The organism is Gemmatimonadota bacterium (genome assembly GCA_041390105.1).
Taxonomy (GTDB): Bacteria; Gemmatimonadota; Gemmatimonadetes; order Longimicrobiales; family Gaopeijiaceae; genus JAGQIF01.
In genome coordinates this window covers 180,551-199,801 of record JAWKQO010000002.1, presented here as the reverse complement: position 1 = coordinate 199,801, position 19,251 = coordinate 180,551, and the positions used below count along the sequence as shown (strand labels likewise).

General features: G+C 69.0%; 12 protein-coding genes. 6 read left to right on the top strand and 6 right to left on the bottom strand.

The features are described 5' to 3' along the window. Window positions 1-11: 11 nt before the first annotated feature. The 3 genes from R3E10_10175 (at window position 12) to R3E10_10165 (ending at window position 5,423) form a co-directional block, all read left to right on the top strand. The gene (locus R3E10_10175) at window positions 12-2,114 is read left to right on the top strand and encodes a hypothetical protein (GenBank protein MEZ4416116.1); all 2,103 of its coding nucleotides are present in this window, start codon (window positions 12-14) and stop codon (window positions 2,112-2,114) included. Window positions 2,115-2,255: 141 nt separating this feature from the next. After that, the gene (locus R3E10_10170; GenBank protein ID MEZ4416115.1) at window positions 2,256-4,730 is read left to right on the top strand and encodes a serine/threonine-protein kinase; all 2,475 of its coding nucleotides are present in this window, start codon (window positions 2,256-2,258) and stop codon (window positions 4,728-4,730) included. 111 nt (window positions 4,731-4,841) lie between these two features. Next, window positions 4,842-5,423 carry an ECF-type sigma factor gene (locus R3E10_10165; GenBank protein ID MEZ4416114.1) on the top strand — a complete coding sequence of 194 codons (582 nt, stop codon included), beginning with the start codon at window positions 4,842-4,844 and terminating at the stop codon, window positions 5,421-5,423. 33 nt (window positions 5,424-5,456) lie between these two features. On the opposite strand, the gene R3E10_10160 is transcribed toward R3E10_10165, so the two are convergent. Beyond that, entirely contained in the window at window positions 5,457-6,575 is a 1,119-nt protein-coding gene (locus R3E10_10160) for a hypothetical protein (protein MEZ4416113.1), read from the bottom strand. Further along, window positions 6,572-8,812, bottom strand: a complete 2,241-nt coding sequence (locus tag R3E10_10155; GenBank protein MEZ4416112.1) for a hypothetical protein — start codon at window positions 8,810-8,812, stop codon at window positions 6,572-6,574. The genes R3E10_10160 and R3E10_10155 overlap by 4 nt, the downstream gene beginning before the upstream one ends. 278 nt (window positions 8,813-9,090) lie before the next feature. Between R3E10_10155 and R3E10_10150 the strand changes: the two genes are divergently transcribed. Both R3E10_10150 and R3E10_10145 read left to right on the top strand, forming a co-directional pair. After that, window positions 9,091-9,573, top strand: a complete 483-nt coding sequence (locus R3E10_10150) for a hypothetical protein (GenBank protein ID MEZ4416111.1) — start codon at window positions 9,091-9,093, stop codon at window positions 9,571-9,573. Further along, window positions 9,570-9,842, top strand: coding sequence for a hypothetical protein (locus R3E10_10145; GenBank protein ID MEZ4416110.1), 273 nt, complete (start codon window positions 9,570-9,572; stop codon window positions 9,840-9,842). The genes R3E10_10150 and R3E10_10145 overlap by 4 nt, the downstream gene beginning before the upstream one ends. A gap of 63 nt (window positions 9,843-9,905) precedes the next feature. Here the strand turns inward: R3E10_10145 and R3E10_10140 are convergent, their stop codons facing one another. Further along, a complete protein-coding gene (locus tag R3E10_10140) occupies window positions 9,906-12,569 on the bottom strand; it encodes an AAA family ATPase (protein ID MEZ4416109.1) in 2,664 nt (887 codons plus the stop codon). A 272-nt stretch (window positions 12,570-12,841) separates the two neighbouring features. On the opposite strand from R3E10_10140, the gene R3E10_10135 reads away from it, so the two are divergent. Beyond that, window positions 12,842-14,497 (top strand): Zn-dependent hydrolase, encoded by a 1,656-nt coding sequence (locus tag R3E10_10135; GenBank protein ID MEZ4416108.1) that lies wholly within the window; start codon window positions 12,842-12,844, stop codon window positions 14,495-14,497. 18 nt (window positions 14,498-14,515) lie between these two features. Here R3E10_10135 and R3E10_10130 read toward each other — a convergent pair whose 3' ends face one another. From R3E10_10130 to R3E10_10120, 3 genes are all read right to left on the bottom strand, one after another. Then, entirely contained in the window at window positions 14,516-16,957 is a 2,442-nt protein-coding gene (locus tag R3E10_10130; protein ID MEZ4416107.1) for an ADOP family duplicated permease, read from the bottom strand. 224 nt (window positions 16,958-17,181) lie between these two features. Next, entirely contained in the window at window positions 17,182-17,895 is a 714-nt protein-coding gene (locus R3E10_10125; protein MEZ4416106.1) for a LytTR family DNA-binding domain-containing protein, read from the bottom strand. Between the two features lie 2 nt (window positions 17,896-17,897). Next, on the bottom strand, window positions 17,898-18,986 hold the full coding sequence (locus R3E10_10120) for a histidine kinase (GenBank protein MEZ4416105.1): 1,089 nt from the start codon (window positions 18,984-18,986) through the stop codon (window positions 17,898-17,900). Window positions 18,987-19,251: the final 265 nt, after the last annotated feature.

The following is a 19,251-nucleotide window of genomic DNA, read 5'->3' as shown; positions in this document are numbered from 1 at the left end:
CGGAGCTCCCCATGCCGAACCATGCCCTTCACGGACTGCGCCGATCCGCGGCGATCCTCCTTCTGGCGCCGTGCTTGCCGCTCTGGGCCGCCCTACGTCCGGACGCGACCGCCGCCCAGGAGCCGTGCGCCATCCGGTACCAATTCGCTCGAACGGATGGTCGGCCGGCGACCCAGACCCTGAGCCTGGCCGCCGGCCAGAGCAAGGACGTGAATCGCGTCGACCTGCAGCGCGTCACCAACGCCGGCAGCCGCGAGATCCGCATCCGCATCACGATTCCGACGGGCGGCACCAAGTGGGTCTCCCTGGCCGAGGGTCAGGCCGATCCCCCCATCGCCAACTACATCGGGTCGGTGACGTTCATGCAGGCGCGCTGCATGCACCTCTATGAGTCGCCGGTGGCCATGTACACGGCCTTGGTCCGATCCGGCGGCGGATACCGGGCAGCGGACGAGACGATCAAGGAGTTCGCCCTTGAGCCAGCGGCGTTCCTCGCGGAGCTGCAAGGGCACCTCGAGCTGCACCAGATCGGAGAGACCCTCGCGAGCGCGTACGGGATGACGCCACCGGCGATGGCCAGCGCGCTCGAGCAGGCGGGGTACCCTGTGCTCGATGCGGTGACTGCACTGCGCGCCGTGGTCGAGCAGAGCCACCTCGCCCAGCGCTGGCCGCCCGTGCTGAGGCAGGCCTATGGAGACGCCGATGCGGCGCGCGCGACGCTGCAGTTCGTGGATGGCGAGGACTCCCGCCTCGCGCACGTCCTGTACGCCAGTGGGTACACGCTCTCCGACCTCTTGAAGGTATTCGGAGAACTCTATCCGCGTTCGTGGGACGGGGCAGTCGCCGGCCGGCTCCTCTTCTCTGCGGCCGGGCAGACGAACTCCTACACGAGACCTGAGCTGGCACTCGCCCTCGCCGAACACTTTCGTGCGGACGGCCGAGAGGTGACGCAGTGGCTCGTGCTGGGTCTGAGCCATCCCCTCCGGCGTCCGGGGGATGTCGCCCGCCAAGCAGCGGCGGACACACGCCCGACCCCCGCGCGGACCTCCAGAAGTGGGGCCGGAAGGGGTGCGCGCGCATCCCGCGGCGGTCCAGCGTCTCCAACACCGTCCGTCGACGTGAATCTGGCGTACGGTCTGGTGGCGGAGGGCGTGGCAGCCCTCACCGACGACCCCACCCTGGCCTTCCTCTGGTTCATCGACGCGGGGCTGGGCTACGCACAGGCTCGCGACGCGGTGATCCATTCGGACCTTGAACTGTCCCCCGGTGCTTTCGCCGAGGGGATGCGTCGTGCGGACGCACCGGTGGGCGAGGCATGGACGCTGCTCGGTGGGCAGGTGTCGGGCGACGGATGGGACGACTTCCGCACTCGCGGCCCAACGAGTACTGGCCTTGTACAACTGGCCGCGCGCCGGCTCGCCGCGCTGACCGCTGCCCGCTACGAGAGGGATGCGACCCTGGCGCTGCTGGCGGCGGAGGAGTTCGAGCTCCAGGAGAAGGGCGCGCTGGCGGAGGCCTTGCGTCGAGGCGGGTATGCGGGGCGAGAAGCGGTGGCGGCGATCCATGCAGTGCACCCGGAGTGGAGTGGCGGCGGGGTCGGCCTCCAGTTCAGCACTGAGTTGGAGGCCACGGCACCGGAACGAGCCGACGTGCTCAGCGGCCTCATGCAGACGTTCGAGGTCCCGCGGGAGGAAGCGCTGCTGTGGATCACGGGCTTCAAGAGCGGGGTCGTCGGCGCCCTCCATGGGCAAGGCCTGGATCCAGTCGCCATCCTGACGCTGCTGGCCGGCTGGGAACGAGACGACTGGGTGGGTGAGGGACTCGCAGAGTCCGTCACCACGGATGTGAACAGCGTGGCCGCGTGGACGCTGGCAGCGCGATACCCCGCCGAGCGGGCGGCCAAGGTGGTCCGGCGCATGTGCCGCACCACGTTCACCTATGCGGCCTGCGAGGATCAGGCTCACGCAGAAGCCGCGACCCGTGCCCTCGCATCGGCGGGGTACGAGCACGAGCCCATCCGCCGGGCCATCCTCGCCCTCTACGGGACAGGTCTGTCGCAGCGCATCGACGCGTGGCTTCAGCCTCAGCCCAAGCGACGTCGCCCGGGTCGCTGAGGCGGCCTCCGTGGCCGTGGCCGGCGCCAACGAAATCGCGCTGTCCTTCGTCACGCTTGCAAGACCGCTCGTGCACCACGCTTGCAAGACCGCTCCTGTCGCCCCCTACTGCCGAATGTCGTACCGAAGGAGGACCGTCCCTTGACCTCACCCGCGGACCGCTTCCGACGCGCGGATCGCCTGCTGGCATCGTGCCTGGAGATCGACGACGCCGAGCAACGGGAACGGCTTCTGGCGGCCGCGGGCGAAGACGCCGACATCGTGGCACAGGTGCGCCGCCTGCTGGCGGGCGAGCCGCGCGCCCGTGCCCGGATCGGGGACGCGGCGGCTCCCCTTGCCGGTGAGCTGTTGGATGCCCTGGACACCTACGACGAACCCGACGCCGCCGAGCCCACGCCGGACGTCCCAGCGGGTTCGGACATCGGCCCCTACCGGGTCGTTCGCGAGCTCGGCCGCGGCGGTATGGGCGTGGTCTACCTCTGCGAGCGCGCCGACGACCAGTTCCACCGACAGGTGGCACTCAAGGTGGTCCGGCGAGGACTCGATACGGACGAGATCCTCGCGCGCTTCCAGAGGGAACGCCGCATCCTCGCGCGCCTCGAGCACCCGGGGATCGCGAGGCTCTACGACGCGGGAGCCACGGAGGCGGGTCGCCCCTTCCTCGTGTTGGAGTACGTGGAAGGCCTGCCCATCGACCGCTTCTGTGACGAGCGACGTCTCGATCTCGAGGCGCGCATCGAACTCTTCTTCCGAGTCTGTGAGGCTGTCTCGTACGCGCACCGCAACCTCGTGCTTCATCGGGACCTGAAGCCGTCGAACATCCTCGTCACCGAGGACGGGCCTCGCCTGCTCGACTTCGGCGTCGCCAAGCTTCTCGACGACCCCAGCGAGGGAACCCGGTCCCTGACCCGCGCCAAGGGTCCACGCTTGACCCCGGAATACGCCAGCCCGGAGCAACTCCGCGGAGACGAAGCCACCACCGCCAGCGACATCTACGCCCTGGGTCTCCTTCTCTACGAACTGCTCACGGGTGTCCGGCCCAGCTCGGTGGGGAGGGGCCCCGGAGCGGGGTCCGGCGCCGCACCGCCCCGACCCTCCACCATCTTCACGACGCTGGGCTCCGGTTCCCGCACCGCCACCTCGGCGACTGCACGGAGCGCCACGCCGCAGCGTCTGGCACGCCGGCTACGCGGGGATCTCGACACCATCCTTCTCAAGGCGCTGCACGAGGATCCGGCGCGTCGCTACGGTACGGTGCAGGCCTTCGCCGAGGATCTGCGCCGGCACCTGGACGGGTTTCCGGTCGAGGCACGGCCCGACGCCTGGACCTACCGTGTCGGGAAGTTCGTGGGGCGCAATCGACTGGGCGTGTTCGCCGGGAGCGGACTCTCGATGGCAACGCTCCTCTTTGCCGTGGGGAGTTTGCTTCAGCAGGCACAGACCGCGCGAGAACGGGATCGCGCCGAGCAGGAGCGCCTGCGCGCCGAGGGCGTCGTACGGGTGCTCGAAGACCTGTTCACGGGCGCGGACTTCGAGGCGCATGAGCGCATCGACACCCTCAGAGTCCAGGCGTTTCTGGAACGCAGTGCCGAGCGGACCCTGGCGCGCAGTGCGGGACAGCCCGCTGTGCAAGCTTCCCTGCTGCGCATTCTGGGAGGCGCCCAGGTGAAGCTGGCACAACTGGACCGCGCCGACACGCTCCTGACCCAGGCCCGCTCGCTGCTGGATTCCCTGGGAGAGGAAGACAGCCCCGAGTACCGCAGAATCCTCAGTCGCCTCGGACACCTCCGCTTGACGCAAGGCCGCCGGGAGGACGCCGCGGTACTCTATGCACGGACGCTGAGCGAGGCAGACCCGGAGGCCCACGTGGAGCGCTCCGCCGCGTACCAGAACCTCGCGCTCGCCACCATGCAGATGGGTCGACTCGACGAGGCGGCGGCCGACGCCGACTCCGCGGTGGCGTTGGCCCGCCGAGATCCGGTGGGCGGCAAGACGGAGCTGTGGAACGCGCTCTCCCTTCGCGGCGGCATCGCCCAGCAAGCGGGGGACCTGGAGGACGCGCTACCGCGCGTGCGCGAAGCCTGGGAGCTCGCCCACGACGAGTTGGGATCCGACCACCCACTCGCCCTGGCCATGCTGCACAACTACGCGTTCGTGCTCGGGCATGCCGGCCGCTACGAGGAGGCAGAAGCACGCTACCTCGAGGTGCTGGACCGCTACGTGGAGTCCGTGGGCTCGGAAACGCCCGGCCATGTGTCGGCGCTGGTCAACTACGGGAGCCTGCTCCGCACCATGGGACGTCCGCAGGAGTCGCTGACCCCTTTGTTCCGTGCCGACACGCTCGGCACCGCCCTGCTCGGCGCCGACAACCCGATCCGGCTGCCGGACCTCTTCGCGCTCGCACAGTCACTCAAGGCGGTCGGGAGGTCGCTCGACGCCGCACGGACATTCTACCGGGTTTGGGTGATCGCGATCGGATCTATGGGCGATGCCCATCCGGCCGTCACCGGAGCACGCCGCGCCGTCGAGGAAATCGCTTCCACGCCGGACCCTTCGGCCACCCGGCGCGAGACCCAGGAGATTCGCGCCATCCTGAAGCGCATGACCACCGAGTGAGGCGGCCGCGGCCTCTGGCGTGCGCCCACCCCGTCGGGTGCCCTCGCGACTTGCGATCGCGAACCCGTGCTCGCCTCTTGGGGGGGAGCCCACGGATGCGAGTCGCGACGCATGGCACAGAACGATACCACGAGTCTCCTGCACCGGTGGGGCGAGGGTGAGCGAGAGGCACTGGATCAGCTGCTCCCGCTGGTCTACGACGAGCTCAAGCAGATTGCGCGCGGGCGCCTGCGCCGCTTGGTGCGCGGCGAGACCTTGCAGACCACCGTGCTGGTGCATGAGGCGTACGTGAAGCTGGTGGACGGAAACCGGGCACGGGTCAACGACCGCGCCCATTTCCTGGCGGTCGCCTCACGCGCCATGCGCTTCATCCTCGTGGATCATGCACGCGCCCGCAGCGCGTCCAAGCGCGGGGGGGACCAGAGAGCGCTGCCCCTGGACGCGGTTCAGGTGGCACAAGAGGACGATCGCTCTCGCCTCGATCTCGTGGCCTTGGATCAGGCGCTCGACACGCTCTCCGACCTGGATCCTCGCTTGGGCCAGGTCGTCGAGTGCCGGTTCTTCGGCGGAATGGAGTACGCGGAGATCGCGGAAGCGACCGGTCAGTCGGTGGTCACCGTCAAACGGGATTGGGCGCGTGCCCGCGCGTGGCTCTACGAGCTGATGGAGGGAGAAGCTCCCGGCGAGGGGTGAGGCGCGAGGGACGTTCAGGCACCTCTTCGCCGTTCAGCCGCCGATCGCCGCTCCTGCTTCCGCCAGCCACTTGCCCAACTCGGCCAGCCGATGCTCAGGCTCGTCGCAGTCGCTGATGTTGAGCATGCGGCCCATGACCCACTCGGCGGCCCGGCGCTCGTCGGCTTCCTGCGCTCGGGTCCTCAGGCCACGCGCCTCACGCTCCGACACTCCCCCGGCAGACGCGGCCTTCCAGAGCGGGGCGGTCACCTCCGCCATGAAGTTCCCGCAGTCGATCAGGAACTTGTAGCCGTGGGCTTCCCATAGCTGGTTGAACGTCTGCTGGCGCGCCGGCGGGATGGGGCTGAAGGTCTTGCGGCGCGTCTCGGGCGCGAACAGGGAGCGCACGACGCCGTCGTACTTGTCGGGGTCATAGAACTCGTGGAAGGCGAAGCAGGCGATGGCGGCTGACGCCACCAGGTCCCACTTCTTCGTTTCGTCCAGTGGAAAGGCCCGCGCCAGCTGGGGAAACCGGTCCCGCACCTTGGGGAACAGCTCGACCGCCGCGTCGAGGGCACGCCCTCGCATCGGTTGGATACGCGCCAACACGTCCGGGGGTGGAGTCCGCTTCTCCGGAGTGAGTGTCGGCACCGGCTCGTCCATCACGCTGAGGTCGGCTCCATGGCGCGAGGCCTGCGCGAACGCCTCCCTTCCCCCGTTCCGGTCCCCCAGGCGCTCCCGTGCGAAGCACAACCCCAACCAGGCGTTGCCGTCGCTGGGCGCCGTGGCCACCGCCCGCTCGAAGGCGGCCTGCGCGAGAGCGGGATCCAGTGCCAGGAACAGCGCTCCCTTCCGGCGCAGCAACGCCGCCCGCTCGCCCTGGTTCGCTACGCTGAGCGCGTCGTAGCGCCGCGCCGCCGTTTCGGACTCACCGTCCAGGAGGTGCCCCAACAGTAGCCGCTCCTGCACATCCCCGCCCGCTCCGACCTCCACCACCACGCGCCGGAACATCGCCTGCAGCGCTGGCGTGGGCGGAGCCGCACGCTGCTTGGGCGTGCCTCGCGCCAGGATATGATGCAGCAGGCACGCGGCCGCGATTGCATCGACCGCTCGGGTGGCGAGGCGCCGCCAGAGCTCCTCCGGCGACAGGAGCCCGCTGGCGTCGATGCTCATCCGTCCTCCGTGTCGGGGTTGCGGGGCGCGTTGATGAGCTGGGCCGACCAGCACTCCAGCACGTCGATGCTGATCGCTCGAAACGCGTCCAACGCGGTCAGGGCCGCAGGCATCTTCTCGAGCGGGGTGTCCACGTGCTGCACGGCCAGCTCATACCAGAACTTCGGGAACGTCACTTGTTCGCGGTACAGATGATCCAGCCGCTTCCACGTTTGACTGACGCTGCCCTCTTCGGTGCGGATGTCGCGCAGCCACTTGGTGGTCCAGGTGGGAGCGTCGCTGCGGCCGGTCAGCATCGAGAGGACGGTTCCCAGGTTGAGCGTGCCCACGTCGATGATCTGATCGCCGGTGTCCTGGAATCGTTTCAGCCAGGCTTCGGCGCTCGCGCCCTCGGACCGGTCCAGCATGATGCGCAGCTCGTGCAGATAGGGGCTGATGCGGTACAGCGCCTCCGTCCAGTCGGTCAGTGTGGTCACCGACTCCTTGATCGCCTGCATCCGCGCCTGCAGCCCCTGGATGCGCGCATTGATGAGGGTGCCGTTGTTCTCGATCTTGATTCGCTCCTCGGTGCGCACCGAGGACTCGTGGTTGGGGTCCTGCACGGTCTGATAAAGGAGTAGACCCGCCAGTTGCGTGCCCGGAGCCCAGCGGTGCGCATGCCAACGGTCCACCAAGGCCCGTGCGTACGCACTGCCATGCTCCTCACCTTCCTCCCAGACGAGCCGACTCAGGGTCTTGAACGCGTGGTCCTGATCCTCCTCCAGCTGGCCCCCCGTCCCGGGACAGGTCGCCATGATGCGGAGGAAGTCGGTCTGGAGCCTCAGCGTCTTGAAGTAGGGCCAGGTATCGCCCGTCCAGGGCGGGTCGATCGCCGACGCCTCGCTCAGGGCCTGCTCGATCGCGCGGAATCCGTGGACCCGCGGGACGCTCACGAATTCGTCCTCGAAGGGCAGCACCTCCAGCGGGGGCGGGGCCTGGTCCGCGATCGCGGTCCACAGCCAGGGGACCTCTTTCAACCCGGGTAGCGAGAAGCGCTCCACCCCCACCCGCACGATTTCGTGGTCCCGGCGGAGAATCCGCGTCCGTTCTGGAAGGGGGCCGGGGTCCCGGTCCAGAGCCCCGATGGGGCGGGATCCTCGGTTGAGCGACGCGGCCAGGTCCTTGGGCAGCCCGGCCTCCGGATCTTCGATGATCGCCTCGGAAGCCCGGCCATCCCAGGCGGTCGACCACTCCTCCAGACAGCGGATGCTGAGGACGCGGTACAGATCGATAGCGCGCAGAGGTGCGGGCCATTGGTCCGGTGGCGTCTCGAGCGCGCCCAGCGCGGCTTCGTACCAGAAGCGCGGGATGCGCCGCTCGTGGTGGTAGTCCTGCTCCAGCGCCTGCCGCAGCGCGGCGGGCCCCTCCGTGAGCCGCACCTTCTCCAGTGAGCCATCGAAGAGGACGGGCGCCTCGGCGGGAGACAGCAACTGGCGCTCCGCGAAGGCCGCCAGGTCGTGCAGGCGTCCGTCGGTGAGGGACATCAGGTGCAGCACGAGGCCGAGCCGACGGTCCGTCCCCTCCAGCTCGGACCAGCGCAGGTAGAGCGTCATCTCCTCGAGGTGGGGCCGAAGCCGGTAGAGTCGCTCGGCCCAGTCGTCCAGAGAGGTGGCACCCTGGTTGGCCTCCTCGAAGTGGGTCCGCACCGCCTTCACGCGAGCCTCGATGAAGCGGGGGTTGGCGGCCTGTGCGAGTAGCGTCGCCTGCGCTTGTTTCCCGTCCAGCCCACTTCCCAGCATCGCCTCGTGGAACAGTTCCGCCGCCATCGAAGCTCCCGCTGCCCACCGGTGCTGGTGCAGCAAATCCGCCAGGACCCTGGCGGAGGTATAGCCCCGGTCCACGCGGTGCTGCAGCACCGCGGTCGCGAGCACGGCGCTCAGACCCCCGATGGCCGGCCCGACCTCCCCGAGCGCGGAGGTGGCGAGCCGGAACAGGAACTCGAACTGTCGCTCGATCAGCTGGGGGTAGGGGATCACCGGCCCGGTGAACGGGGGGTCGATCAGTCGGTACGCTGCGGGGTCGTTCTCGCCACCTTCAGCGATCTCGTAGTAGGGAACGGGGACCAGATCCTCGTCCTCACCGAGCGGTACTGGCTCGAATTCCCGCTCCAGCAGGAGGTCGATCGCGGGCGGAACCCGCCGGCCCAGGTGCTGGAGCGCAGCCTTGTGCGCCAGGAGCACCAGGAAGTCGCGACCCATGAGCCGAGACGGGTGGGGGAGCCGCATGAGGTGTGGACCCGGGTGGGGGGTGGCCGTTCTGGTGAGCCTGCGCCGGGACCGCGTACATTGGGGAGCGTCCGAGCGGTTTCGCCAGGTCGCCCATCCCCCGAGGCGCCATGACGCTGCGGCCCTTCGCTTTCCTTCTCCGGCCTCCGGCGCGGCCCGCCTCTCTCCGTCGAGTCGCTTTCGCAACCGTGGTCTGGGCAACCACTTCGTGCGGCGGCGAGCCGCCCCCCGTCGAGACCGCGGGGTCGGCCGTGAACCCGTCCGACCAGGCGGCCCTGGCCCTGCTCTTTCCTCCGGATGGCCCCGCGCTCAGCCAGGAGGACCGTCTGGGTATCCTGCGCACGTTGGCCGTCACGACCAACGCAGCGGGGAGCGCGCTCGTCGACGCCACCTGCGGACAGCCGCTCGACCATCAGGTTCGGACGGAGGACCTGAACGGGGACGGTGCTCCCGAGATCGTGGTGGACTTCGGCAACACATGCGTGTCGGGGATGGCCGGCACGTCGGTGCTGGTGTTCGTGCGCGACGCGTCCGGCGTGCTCCGCCCCAATCTCGGCCTGCCGGGTCTGATCGCCGAGGTCCTACCCACACGCAGCCACGGCTTCGCCGACCTCCTGATCGGCGGACCCGGCTTCTGCTTCGGCGTCTGGCGCTGGGATGGAGCGACCTACGCGCACGACCACAACGAGCCGCAAGCCCCTGGCGGCTGTGACGGCGTGGGTGGCGGATCGTGACCCCACCGAGCGATAGACAGTGGGACCTGGCACCCCCGGACGAGCGCTTCTTTCCCATCCTGCAGCGCTACGCGCGTGGAGAGGTCTCCGCCTACGACGCGGCCTGCGAAATCCAGGATCTGGGCCTCCCCGGCTTCCATGATCCGAGCGCGGCCGAGGTGGTCCTCTGGTCGCGCATGGCGGGCTTCGGCATCCCCACGCCCTCTGAAGAGGACGCCCGCGCGGAGGCCGACGCTATTCTCCGGAAGCTGGAGGAGTCGGATCCCTGAAGGCTGGCGTTCGGAGAGTTGGGCGCGCTAACGCACCCAGTACCTGCGCAGGTGCCGACATGCTCAGCCCATCAAGTCGAAGTCGCCGTCCAGCACCGCGGCCAGGTTCCCGCTCCTCCACCCTCGCCCCGCATCCCGCACCAGGGCGTCCGGCGCGTCGCGGTAACGCCGGACAATCGTGGTGGGCTGCTCCCTGAAAGCTTCCTCCAGCAGCCGCCGGGCGGTGCGCTCCGCCTCGCGCGCGCCCTCGGCGGGCCCGCTGGGCTGCGGCGCCACCAGAACCGCGGCGCGGATCTTCATCGCCGATTCCGGCCCCGTCGCACGTTCAAAGACGTGCTGTCCGGTCTCCCGCTCCAGGATGCGCTGTGAACCGAAGCCACTGATGCCGAGCAAGCACTCCCAGCGACCACCCGCGTCCTGACCCTCGGCCAGCACCTGGACCTTCATGCGGCGCTTCTCCGCCCAGCGCCGGTACATGGTGGCCAACTGTCGGGCCGCCTGGTTGCACTCCAGCGTACGCTGCGGATCGTGGGCGGCCCGGACCTGCAGAAACACCTCGCCCAGCGCACCGCTATCGATCTCCTCGGTAGCCTCGCGGATCAGGTAGAGCAACTCTCCGAGGCGACGCACCAACGCGCGCGGAGCGGTGGACGTGTGACGGAGGCGCTGCAGCAGCGACCCGGCGGTCCTGAGCGCAGCCTCGGCGCGGTCCATGTACTCGGCCAGCCCCAGGGTGAGGAAACGATCCGGCCGCTCCCAGAAGCCTGACTCGGACATGGCCGCCAGACGAGCCGCTTTGCGCTCTGCCCATCCTGACGCCGTGGTGTGCGCGACGAGCTCCCCATAGCGCTGGGCGAGGAAGGTCAGCTCGCTCGCTCGGCCCTCGCCGTCGAGCGCGACCGACTCGAGCGTGTGCGGTCTCGAGGCATCGGCCGAAGCAGGCGGAAAGGCCGACGCCTCGGCCGGCGCGTCAGGATCGACGAACTCCACGTCCAACCTTCCGTCCTTGAGACGCACGAAGAGGAACTGCTCGCCCTCCGGCGCGCGATGCTCGACGATGACCTCGGCCAGCGGAGCCAGGAACAGCCGCTCGACCGCGCGCTTGAGCGGGCGCGCCCCCAGCGTGGGACTGAAGCCTTGGTCCAGCAGGTGCTCGAGCGCGGCTTCGTCCCACTCGATGGCCCAGCCTCGCCGCCTCAGGCCGCGGCGTTCGTAGACGCTCTTGAGCTCGATGTCCAGCAGCTTGCGCATGACGGGACGACTGAGCGGCTGGAAGACCACCACACGGTCGATCCGGTTGATGAACTCCGGACGGAACGTCGTCTCCAGCGTGCGACGGATGGTCGAGGGCTCGAAGCGGGCACCGTCGTTCGCGAAGCCCAAGCCCGACGAGTGCGCATCTGCGGCGCCCAGGTTGGACGTCATGATGATGATGGCGTTGCGGAAGTCGGCCGTGCTTCCGTCGCGTGAGGTGAGTCGCCCGTCGTCGAAGAGCTGCAGGAAGAGGTCCCACACGATGGGGTGCGCCTTCTCGAACTCGTCCAGCAGGATCACCGAGAAGGGGTTCTCCCGGATGCGGGTCACCAGCGCCGACGGGTCGGCCACCGCTCCTGCCACGCCCAGCAGTCGGTCCAGCGCGGACGGATCCACCAGCTCGCTCATGTCGTAGCGAAGCAGCCGCGAGGGCGACTGGAAGAAGTAGGTCGCCAACGCCTTGGCGATCTCCGTCTTGCCGGTCCCGGTGGGCCCCACGAACAGGAACACGGCCAGCGGCCGGGTCGGATCGGTCAGGCCCGCCTTGGTGAGCGAGATCCGCTCGACAACCGCGGAGACGGCCTCCTGTTGCCCCAGGATCCTCGATTCGAAGTAGCTCCGCACCTCGGCCAGGTTCATCTGCCGGCGGTCGTCGATGATCTCGACGGGAAGGCCGGTGCGCGCCGATACGGTGGTGAGCACGTCGTCGAGCGTGACGGGCGCGGTGGAACCTGCTTCGGTGAGCAGCCGCTGCTTGGTGGTCTCCAGCACGTCCAGCAGGCGGCCCGGGTTCTCGCGCGCCAGCAGGAACTGGTCGATCAGTCGGGCACCCTCTCGGATCACGTCCCGCGGGATGGGAGCGCGCGACTTGCCGCTGAAGCGTTCGACCGCCAGGTGTTGGGTGAGCTCCGAGTCGGCTGCCTCGATGCGGAGGGGCTCCATGACGCTGCGGAGCTTGGGCACCAGCCGGATCATCAACTCGTAGGCCGCCGGCGACGTCTCTCCCACGATGCGCAGCGCACCCGACTCCAGGTGGGGCAGCAGCATCTCCAGGATGCCGATCGGACTCTGCGAGTGGCGACCGGCCCACACCAGCTCATGGAAGCTGGGGCACACCCACAGGATCTTGGGCGAGGAGCGCATGGTCTGCACGAGGTTCTTGATGCGCTCGTCGATCTGGCCGACGTAGGACTGACCCGCCATCAGGTCCGAGGCGGTGGCCTCGAACACCACGCCGCCTTCTTTGCGAAGGCGCCGCGCCAGGATCAGCGTGTACGACGTCTTGCCCACTCCGGGTGCCCCGATCAACAACGTGGACCGGGCCGGCGCCCGTCGCAGGCTGGCCTCGATCGCGGCGACCCCCGTGGTCAGCGCGTCGTGCTCCACGATGGCGCGCGCGCCTTTGAGCTCGTCGCGCCCCCACACGTGGACGAAGTCCTGGACGAGGTGGAGAGAGGGATCAGAAGCGCTCATGCGGGGGCCGACTCGACCGATCTGGGGTCACGAGGGGCGCGGCGCACCGGACGGGCTGCGAGGCGCCCCCCGGGTTGCCGGACACAGCGGGCAAGGTAGGCCGCGGTCCCCGCCTCGTGAAAGCTCCGCCCAGGCGCCGGAGCGGCGGTTCCAGGCAAGGCGCCACGCCTCGGCCGAGTGCGCTCCCGAGGCCGGCGCCTCCTCCACCTTCCACGCCCCACCGCCTGTCCCCACCTTGGAAGCAGTCCCGACTGCGTCCCGGAGGACCTGCCATGCCCCGCTCTGCCCGCGCACCGCTCGCGTCCACCGCTCTGTTGGCCATCGCTGCCTGCGCGCCCGCGGGCGAGGTGCCCCGCGAGTCCTCCTCACCGCTCCAGCCCCTCGTGGACCAGTACGCCACCGTGCGGCTCACGTCCGATCTCTCGCAGCTGTCGGACAGCGACCGCCAGGTGGTCCGGTTGCTGATGGAGGCCATGCCGAGCATGACCGACGCGTTCTGGGTGCAGACCTATGGGGACAAGACCGATGCCATGGCCCTGGCGAAGGGCGATCCGGTGGCGGAGCGCTACATCGAGATCAACCTCGGTCCCTGGGACCGACTGCGGGACAACGAGCCCTTCCTGCAGGCCGTAGGGCCCAAGGCCCCGGGCGCCAACCTCTACCCGGCGGACATGACCGTGGCGGAGTTCGAGACGGCGGCCGCCGCCGACCCGGCCTTGAAGGACCTCTACACGCTGGTGCGGCGCAACGAAGCGGGACAGTTGATTGCGGTGCCCTACCACCAGGCCCTGGCGCCGCAGGTCGCGGCTGCGGCGGCCAAGCTGCGGGAGGCGGCCGGACTCTCGTCCGACCCCGAATTCGGCGAGTACCTGCGGCTGCGCGCGGACGCAATGCTGGTGGACGACTATCAAGCCAGTGACATGGCGTGGATGGACATGAAGAACAACCCGATCGATGTGGTGATCGGGCCCATCGAGACGTACGAGGATGCGCTCTTCGGCTACAAGGCCGCCTTCGAGGGCTTCGTCTTGATCAAGGACATGGAGTGGAGTGAGCGACTGGCCCGCTTCGCAGCCTTCCTACCGGACCTGCAGCGCGGCTTGCCCGTGGATCCACGCTACAAGGCGGAGACGCCGGGCACGGACGCCGACCTGAATGCCTACGACGCAGTCTATGTAGCGGGAGAGGCCAATGCCGGCAGCAAGACCATCGCCATCAACCTCCCCAACGACGAAGCGGTGCAGCTGGCCAAGGGCACGCGACGGCTACAGCTGAAGAACGCGATGCAGGCCAAGTACGACCACATCATGGTTCCCATCGCCGACGCCCTGGTGGTGGAAGAGCAGCAGGCCCATGTGACCTTCGATGCCTTTTTCGCCAACACCATGTTCCACGAGGTCGCGCACGGGCTCGGGATCAAGAACACCATCACGGGAAAGGGCACCGTGCGCGAAGCGTTGAAGGACCACACCTCGGCACTCGAGGAGGAGAAGGCCGATGTGGTGGGACTCTACATGGTCAAGCAGCTCTACGACCGCGGCGAACTCAGTGAAGGCTCCGTGGAGGACAACTACACCACGTTCATGGCGGGTCTGTTCCGCTCGGTACGCTTCGGGGCAGCGGATGCGCACGGCAAAGCCAACATGGTCACCTTCAACTACTTCCGTGAGCGGGGCGCCTTCAGCCGGGACGATGCCACCGGCCGCTACCGGGTGGACTTCGCGGCCATGGAAGCGGCAGTCGACGCCCTGGGTGCGCTCATCCTCCAGCTCCAGGGCGACGGCGACTACGACGGAGTGGCCCGACTCATGGCCGAGAAGGGTGTGGTGCCACCTGATCTGCAGGCGGAGCTGGACAAGCTCGACGGTATGGGCATTCCGCGCGACATCGCCTTCGAACAGGGCTGGAGCGTGGTGTCGGGGATGTAGGGGCGCGAGGCCGCGGCGCTACGACTCACGCAGGATCAGCGCCGGGGGCAACGCCGCCGCCTTCCGGGCTGGCAACCAGGCCGCGCCCAAGGCCACGACCACGAGCAACGTCACCGCCGCCCCCATCGCGGCCGGGTCGGTGGTCGACACATCGAACAAGAGGCTTCTCAGCACCCGGGTACTGAAGGCGGTCGCCAGCAGGCCGGCGCCGATTCCCGCGCCCACGACCCCCAGGGCCTGGCGCAGCACTCGCGACTGGACCGATCGATTCGTCGCGCCCAGCGCCAGACGAACCGCCATCTCCTGCCGCCCCTCCGTCACGACCTGAGCCAGCAAACCGTACAGCCCCACCGCGCACAGAAAGACTGCCGACACCGCGGCCGCTAGCGTCAACCAGAGCGTGTAGCGGAGGCGCGCAGTCACGGCGCCCAGCGTGTGGTCGAGAGTCTCGACGTCGTAGACAGGGACAGATCGATCGCGGGCGCCGATGAGGTCTCCCACCACGGGGATCAGGCGCTCCGGATCGGGCGCCCGCACCACGAAGCTCATCTCTCTCCAACGCGCGGTGCTGGCCGACTCGACGAGGGGCGCGTAGACGATGGGCGGCGGAGGCTCAGCCAACTCTCGTTGCCGTACGTCGCCCAACACTCCCACCACGCTCAACCAGGGCCCTTGCGATCCGGATCGGATGCGTTGCCCCAACGCACTTCGTCCCGGCCAATACGTCTCCGCGAAGGCCTGGCTCACCGCCACCACGGGCTGCTCCGTGAGCGCGTCCTGTCGCGTCAGCGTGCGTCCTTCCAGAACCGGGATCCCGAGCGCCTCTGCGTAGCCGGCATCCACAGCGACCAGGAGTCGCGGTGTGGGGAGGTCGGCGGTGGCCAGATCTCCCTCGACCTGCCACGGCACGAACACACGCCCGTCGCGCTGGGGCAGGAAGCTGGCGGCGGACGCCGCCTCCACGCCGGGCAGCTGGAGCAGCGCATCGACGGTCTCGTGGTGGAAGCGACGCGCGTCGTCGAAGCTGGGATAGTCCCTCTCTGGGAGGAACACGCGCAGGCCGAGCTGCTGGCCGGTCTGGAAACCCAAGGGCACCGCTTGCAGCCCGCGGGCGGTGCGGAGCAGCAGCCCCGTGTTGACGAGCAGCACCACGGCGAGCGACACCTGAGCGGCCACCAGCAGGCGGCGGAGGCGCACCGTCCGCCGGGCTGGGCCCACCGACTTCCCACCCGCACGCAGCGCGGCTCCGAGATCGAGCGCGCGCAGCCGGACCAGCGTGAAGCTGGCGACAGCAACACTCAGCGCCAGCGCGACCAGAAGGATGGCCAGTGTGGGCCGCAGTCCCAGGCCCACTTCGCTGATGCGCGGAATCACGCCCGCGCCCACCCGTCGGAGCAGGCCGAGGGTGCCCCACGCCCCAACCAGGCCCAGGAGCGCACCCACCAGTCCGTAGACCAGCGCCTCCGTATGGACCGCCCGCACCACGCGGGACACCGGGGCACCGGCCGCCGTTCGCACCGCCAGATCATGCAGGCGGCTCGCGTTTCGCACGATGAACAGACCGGCCACGTTCGTCGCCACGATCACGAGCACCGCCCCCACGCCGAGCAGCACCACCAGAAGTGGCTGACGCACGTCACCGACCAATTCGTCCTTCAAGGGCACGAACAACGACGAGAGCTGGAGACGCGCGAGCAAGGGGCGAGGGAAGAAGGTGGGGTAGGTCTCCGGGAGGAGGTCGACCATGCGCATGAAGTCCGCGTCCGCAGTGGCGAGGTCGACTCCCGGTCGCAACCGCACGTAGCCGGTGTTGACGAAGTCGGACCCCTCCAGCCGAGTGGGGTCGATGGTCAGAGGAAGCCACAGGCCGGTCTGGGTTTCGGGGAAACGCACCCCCTGAGGGAGCACGCCGACGATGCGCCGCCGCACTCCATCGACGTCCAGGAACGATCCGACGGCGTCCGTCCGCGCGCCGAAGCGGGTGGCCCAGTAGTCGTGGCTGATCACCACCACTGGTTCGGCGCCGGGGGCGCTGTCGCCTTCGTCCAGCGCCCGCCCGCGCTCTGCCTCCACGCCCAACACGCGAAAGAGATCCGCGGTAACCCACGCCGACGGATCGCGTCGGACACGCTGGCCGTCATCGATGGTGGCCATGGCGGCATCTGCCAGCGCGACGGCTGCGAACGTGCGGTTCTGGTCGCGCAGATGGACGAAGGTGGCCGGCGACTGCCGCACGCGGTCCAACCCACCGGGAAAGTTCGGTGACTTGAACCACACGCCGTAGACCTGCTCCACCTCCGGATAGGGGAGCGGACGGATCAGCACGGCATCCACCAGGGACAGGACTGCACCGGCCGCACCCAATCCCACTCCCAACGAAACAGCGACCACGGCAACGAAGCCGGGTTGCCGCCACATCCCCCGCAGCGCGTCGCTCACGTCCTGCTTCAACGCCCCCATCCGCCCTCCTCGTCCCCGGTCGACTCCTGGCGGCCACCGCGGCCTCTCGCGTCGGAGCGCCGACGGGGCGCCCCCGGCTGCGAGAACGATGAAGGCAAGGGGATGGCGCTCCAACGAGCGCACGCCGAGCGGTACCGGGAGGCCCTTCGGTGGCTGCAACGGGCGCCGGGCGGCCCCGGAACCGTGAACCGCTGCGGACCGTTGGACCGCTGCGCAGCGACCTGTTAGTGCTTCAGTCGGGCCGCGTAGCGGCGACTCATGGCGTAGGGCTCAGGGATACCCTCCATGTGTACCTGGAAGGTGCGATTGAACCACTCATCGATGCGCCGCACCTGGTCCAGATTGACGATGGTGGAGCGGTGGATGCGCACGAACAGACGGTCGGGAAGACGTGCCTCCCATTCCCGTAGCGACTTCCCGATCAACAAGTCCGCCCCGTCCAACAACCGGACGCGAGTGAAGTCGCCCGAGGCCTCGATGACGCGAATGGTATCGATGCGCAGAAAGCGCCACTTCGAACCCACTTTCAAGAACAGCCGATCGTCGGGGGCCAGGGATTCCAGCGCGTCCGGGCCCGTGATCGCCTCCTCCGATTCCAGGCGGCCCAACGCCTCGCGCAAGCGCTCCGGATTGACCGGTTTGAGCAGGTAGTCGAGCGCATTTACTTCGAACGCCCGCACCGCGTGCTGGTCGTAGGCGGTCACGAAGATCACGTCGAAGGGCTCATCCGAGTGCTCCAGCACGTCGAAGGCGGACTCGCGTCCGAGTTGGATGTCCAGGAATACCAGATCGGGTCGTTTGGCGCCGATGATGCGCACGGCCTCGTCCACCGTGGCCGCCTGACCCACGACCTCGATGCCCTCGGCACCGAGCATGGCGCACAGCTCTTCGCGCGGAAGGCGCTCGTCCTCCACCACCACGGCCGTGCGCCGGGGCATGATCAGGACGCTCCGCTCGGGACGCGCACCGTAGCCCGTACCCAGGCGCCGTCCTGCACGAGGCGCAGCGTCGCCGCGGGGCCGTAGGTGGCCTCCAAGCGGGCACGCACGTTGGCGAGCCCGATGCCACCCTCGGTGCTCGTGGCAGCTCCCAGGGTCCCCGTGTTGGCCACGCCCAACACCAGATCCCTGCCATCACCGCGCGCGGTGATACGAATGGACAGACGCCCGTCCGGGGAACCGCCGTGCTTCACCGCGTTCTCGACGAGAGCGTGTAGGAGGAACGTGGGGATCGCTCGCTCCTCCATGGCCCCATCCGCGTCGATGGTCGCGTCCAGACGCTCCTCGAAGCGCACGCGCTCGATGTCCAGGTAGGCCCGCACCACGTCTAGCTCCTCTGACAAGGGCCCCTCGAGCCGGTCGCGTACCCCCAGCGTGTAGCGCAGGAAGTCCGACAAACGCGAGACGGTCTCCCGGGCGCGCCCCGGGTCCTCGTTGATGAGGGCCCGCAGTGAGGCCAGCGCGTTGAAGAGGAAGTGGGGGTTCAACTGATAGCGCAGCATGGCCAGCTGTGCATCTCGTGCGTTTCCAAACGCCAGCAGAGAGCGGCGCGCCTCCCACTGTGAGCGACTCCAGTATCGGAGGGCCAGCCACCCACCCGTCCAAGCCAAGAGGATGAAGAGCTGGTTGGACGTCACGAACGGCAGGAAGGAGCCCCCCCACATGGCCGCCGTGGACCCCGTCGCCACGACGGACGCTCCGCCCAGGAACAGCATCCACACCGCCGTGGCGCCGCCCGCCACGAAGAGAGCCCACCCGACCGTCGCTGCAGGCCCCCGCTCGTCCAAGCGGACCCGTCGGTAGATCCAACCCATCCCGGTGGAGAGGGCCCATCCACTCAGGGCCCAGGCCGCCTTCAGGGCAGTCAGGCCCGCGACGCCGTCCTCCGGCTGGGCCATGAACGGCAGCACGGCCAGGAAGAACACCAGCCCGAACACCAGCCAGCCCACGAGATGCGTGAGGTTGGGCCAGCGCAGCGCCCAGCCGGGCGACGCGTCGCCGGGCTCGATCCGATCGGAGGCGGCGTGCATAGGCGGGAAGCTGTACCGCGGGCGCGCCCAACGGCAACGCCGTCACGCCGAACGGCCCCAGGGGGACTGCACCCGGTCCCCGTGGCCGATCACCGGCGGAGCTCAGGGCCGGCCGCTCTCCCTGGGCCACTCGTCGGTCCCGGAGCGCCGCTCGCAGAAGGGAGGCGCCGCGGAGCGACGGCTCGTTGGACCAGTCCGACGCGGTCGAGAGACTCCTCTGCAGCCGGGCAGCGCCCGAGCGTGCACCAACCGCCCACCGAGGAGA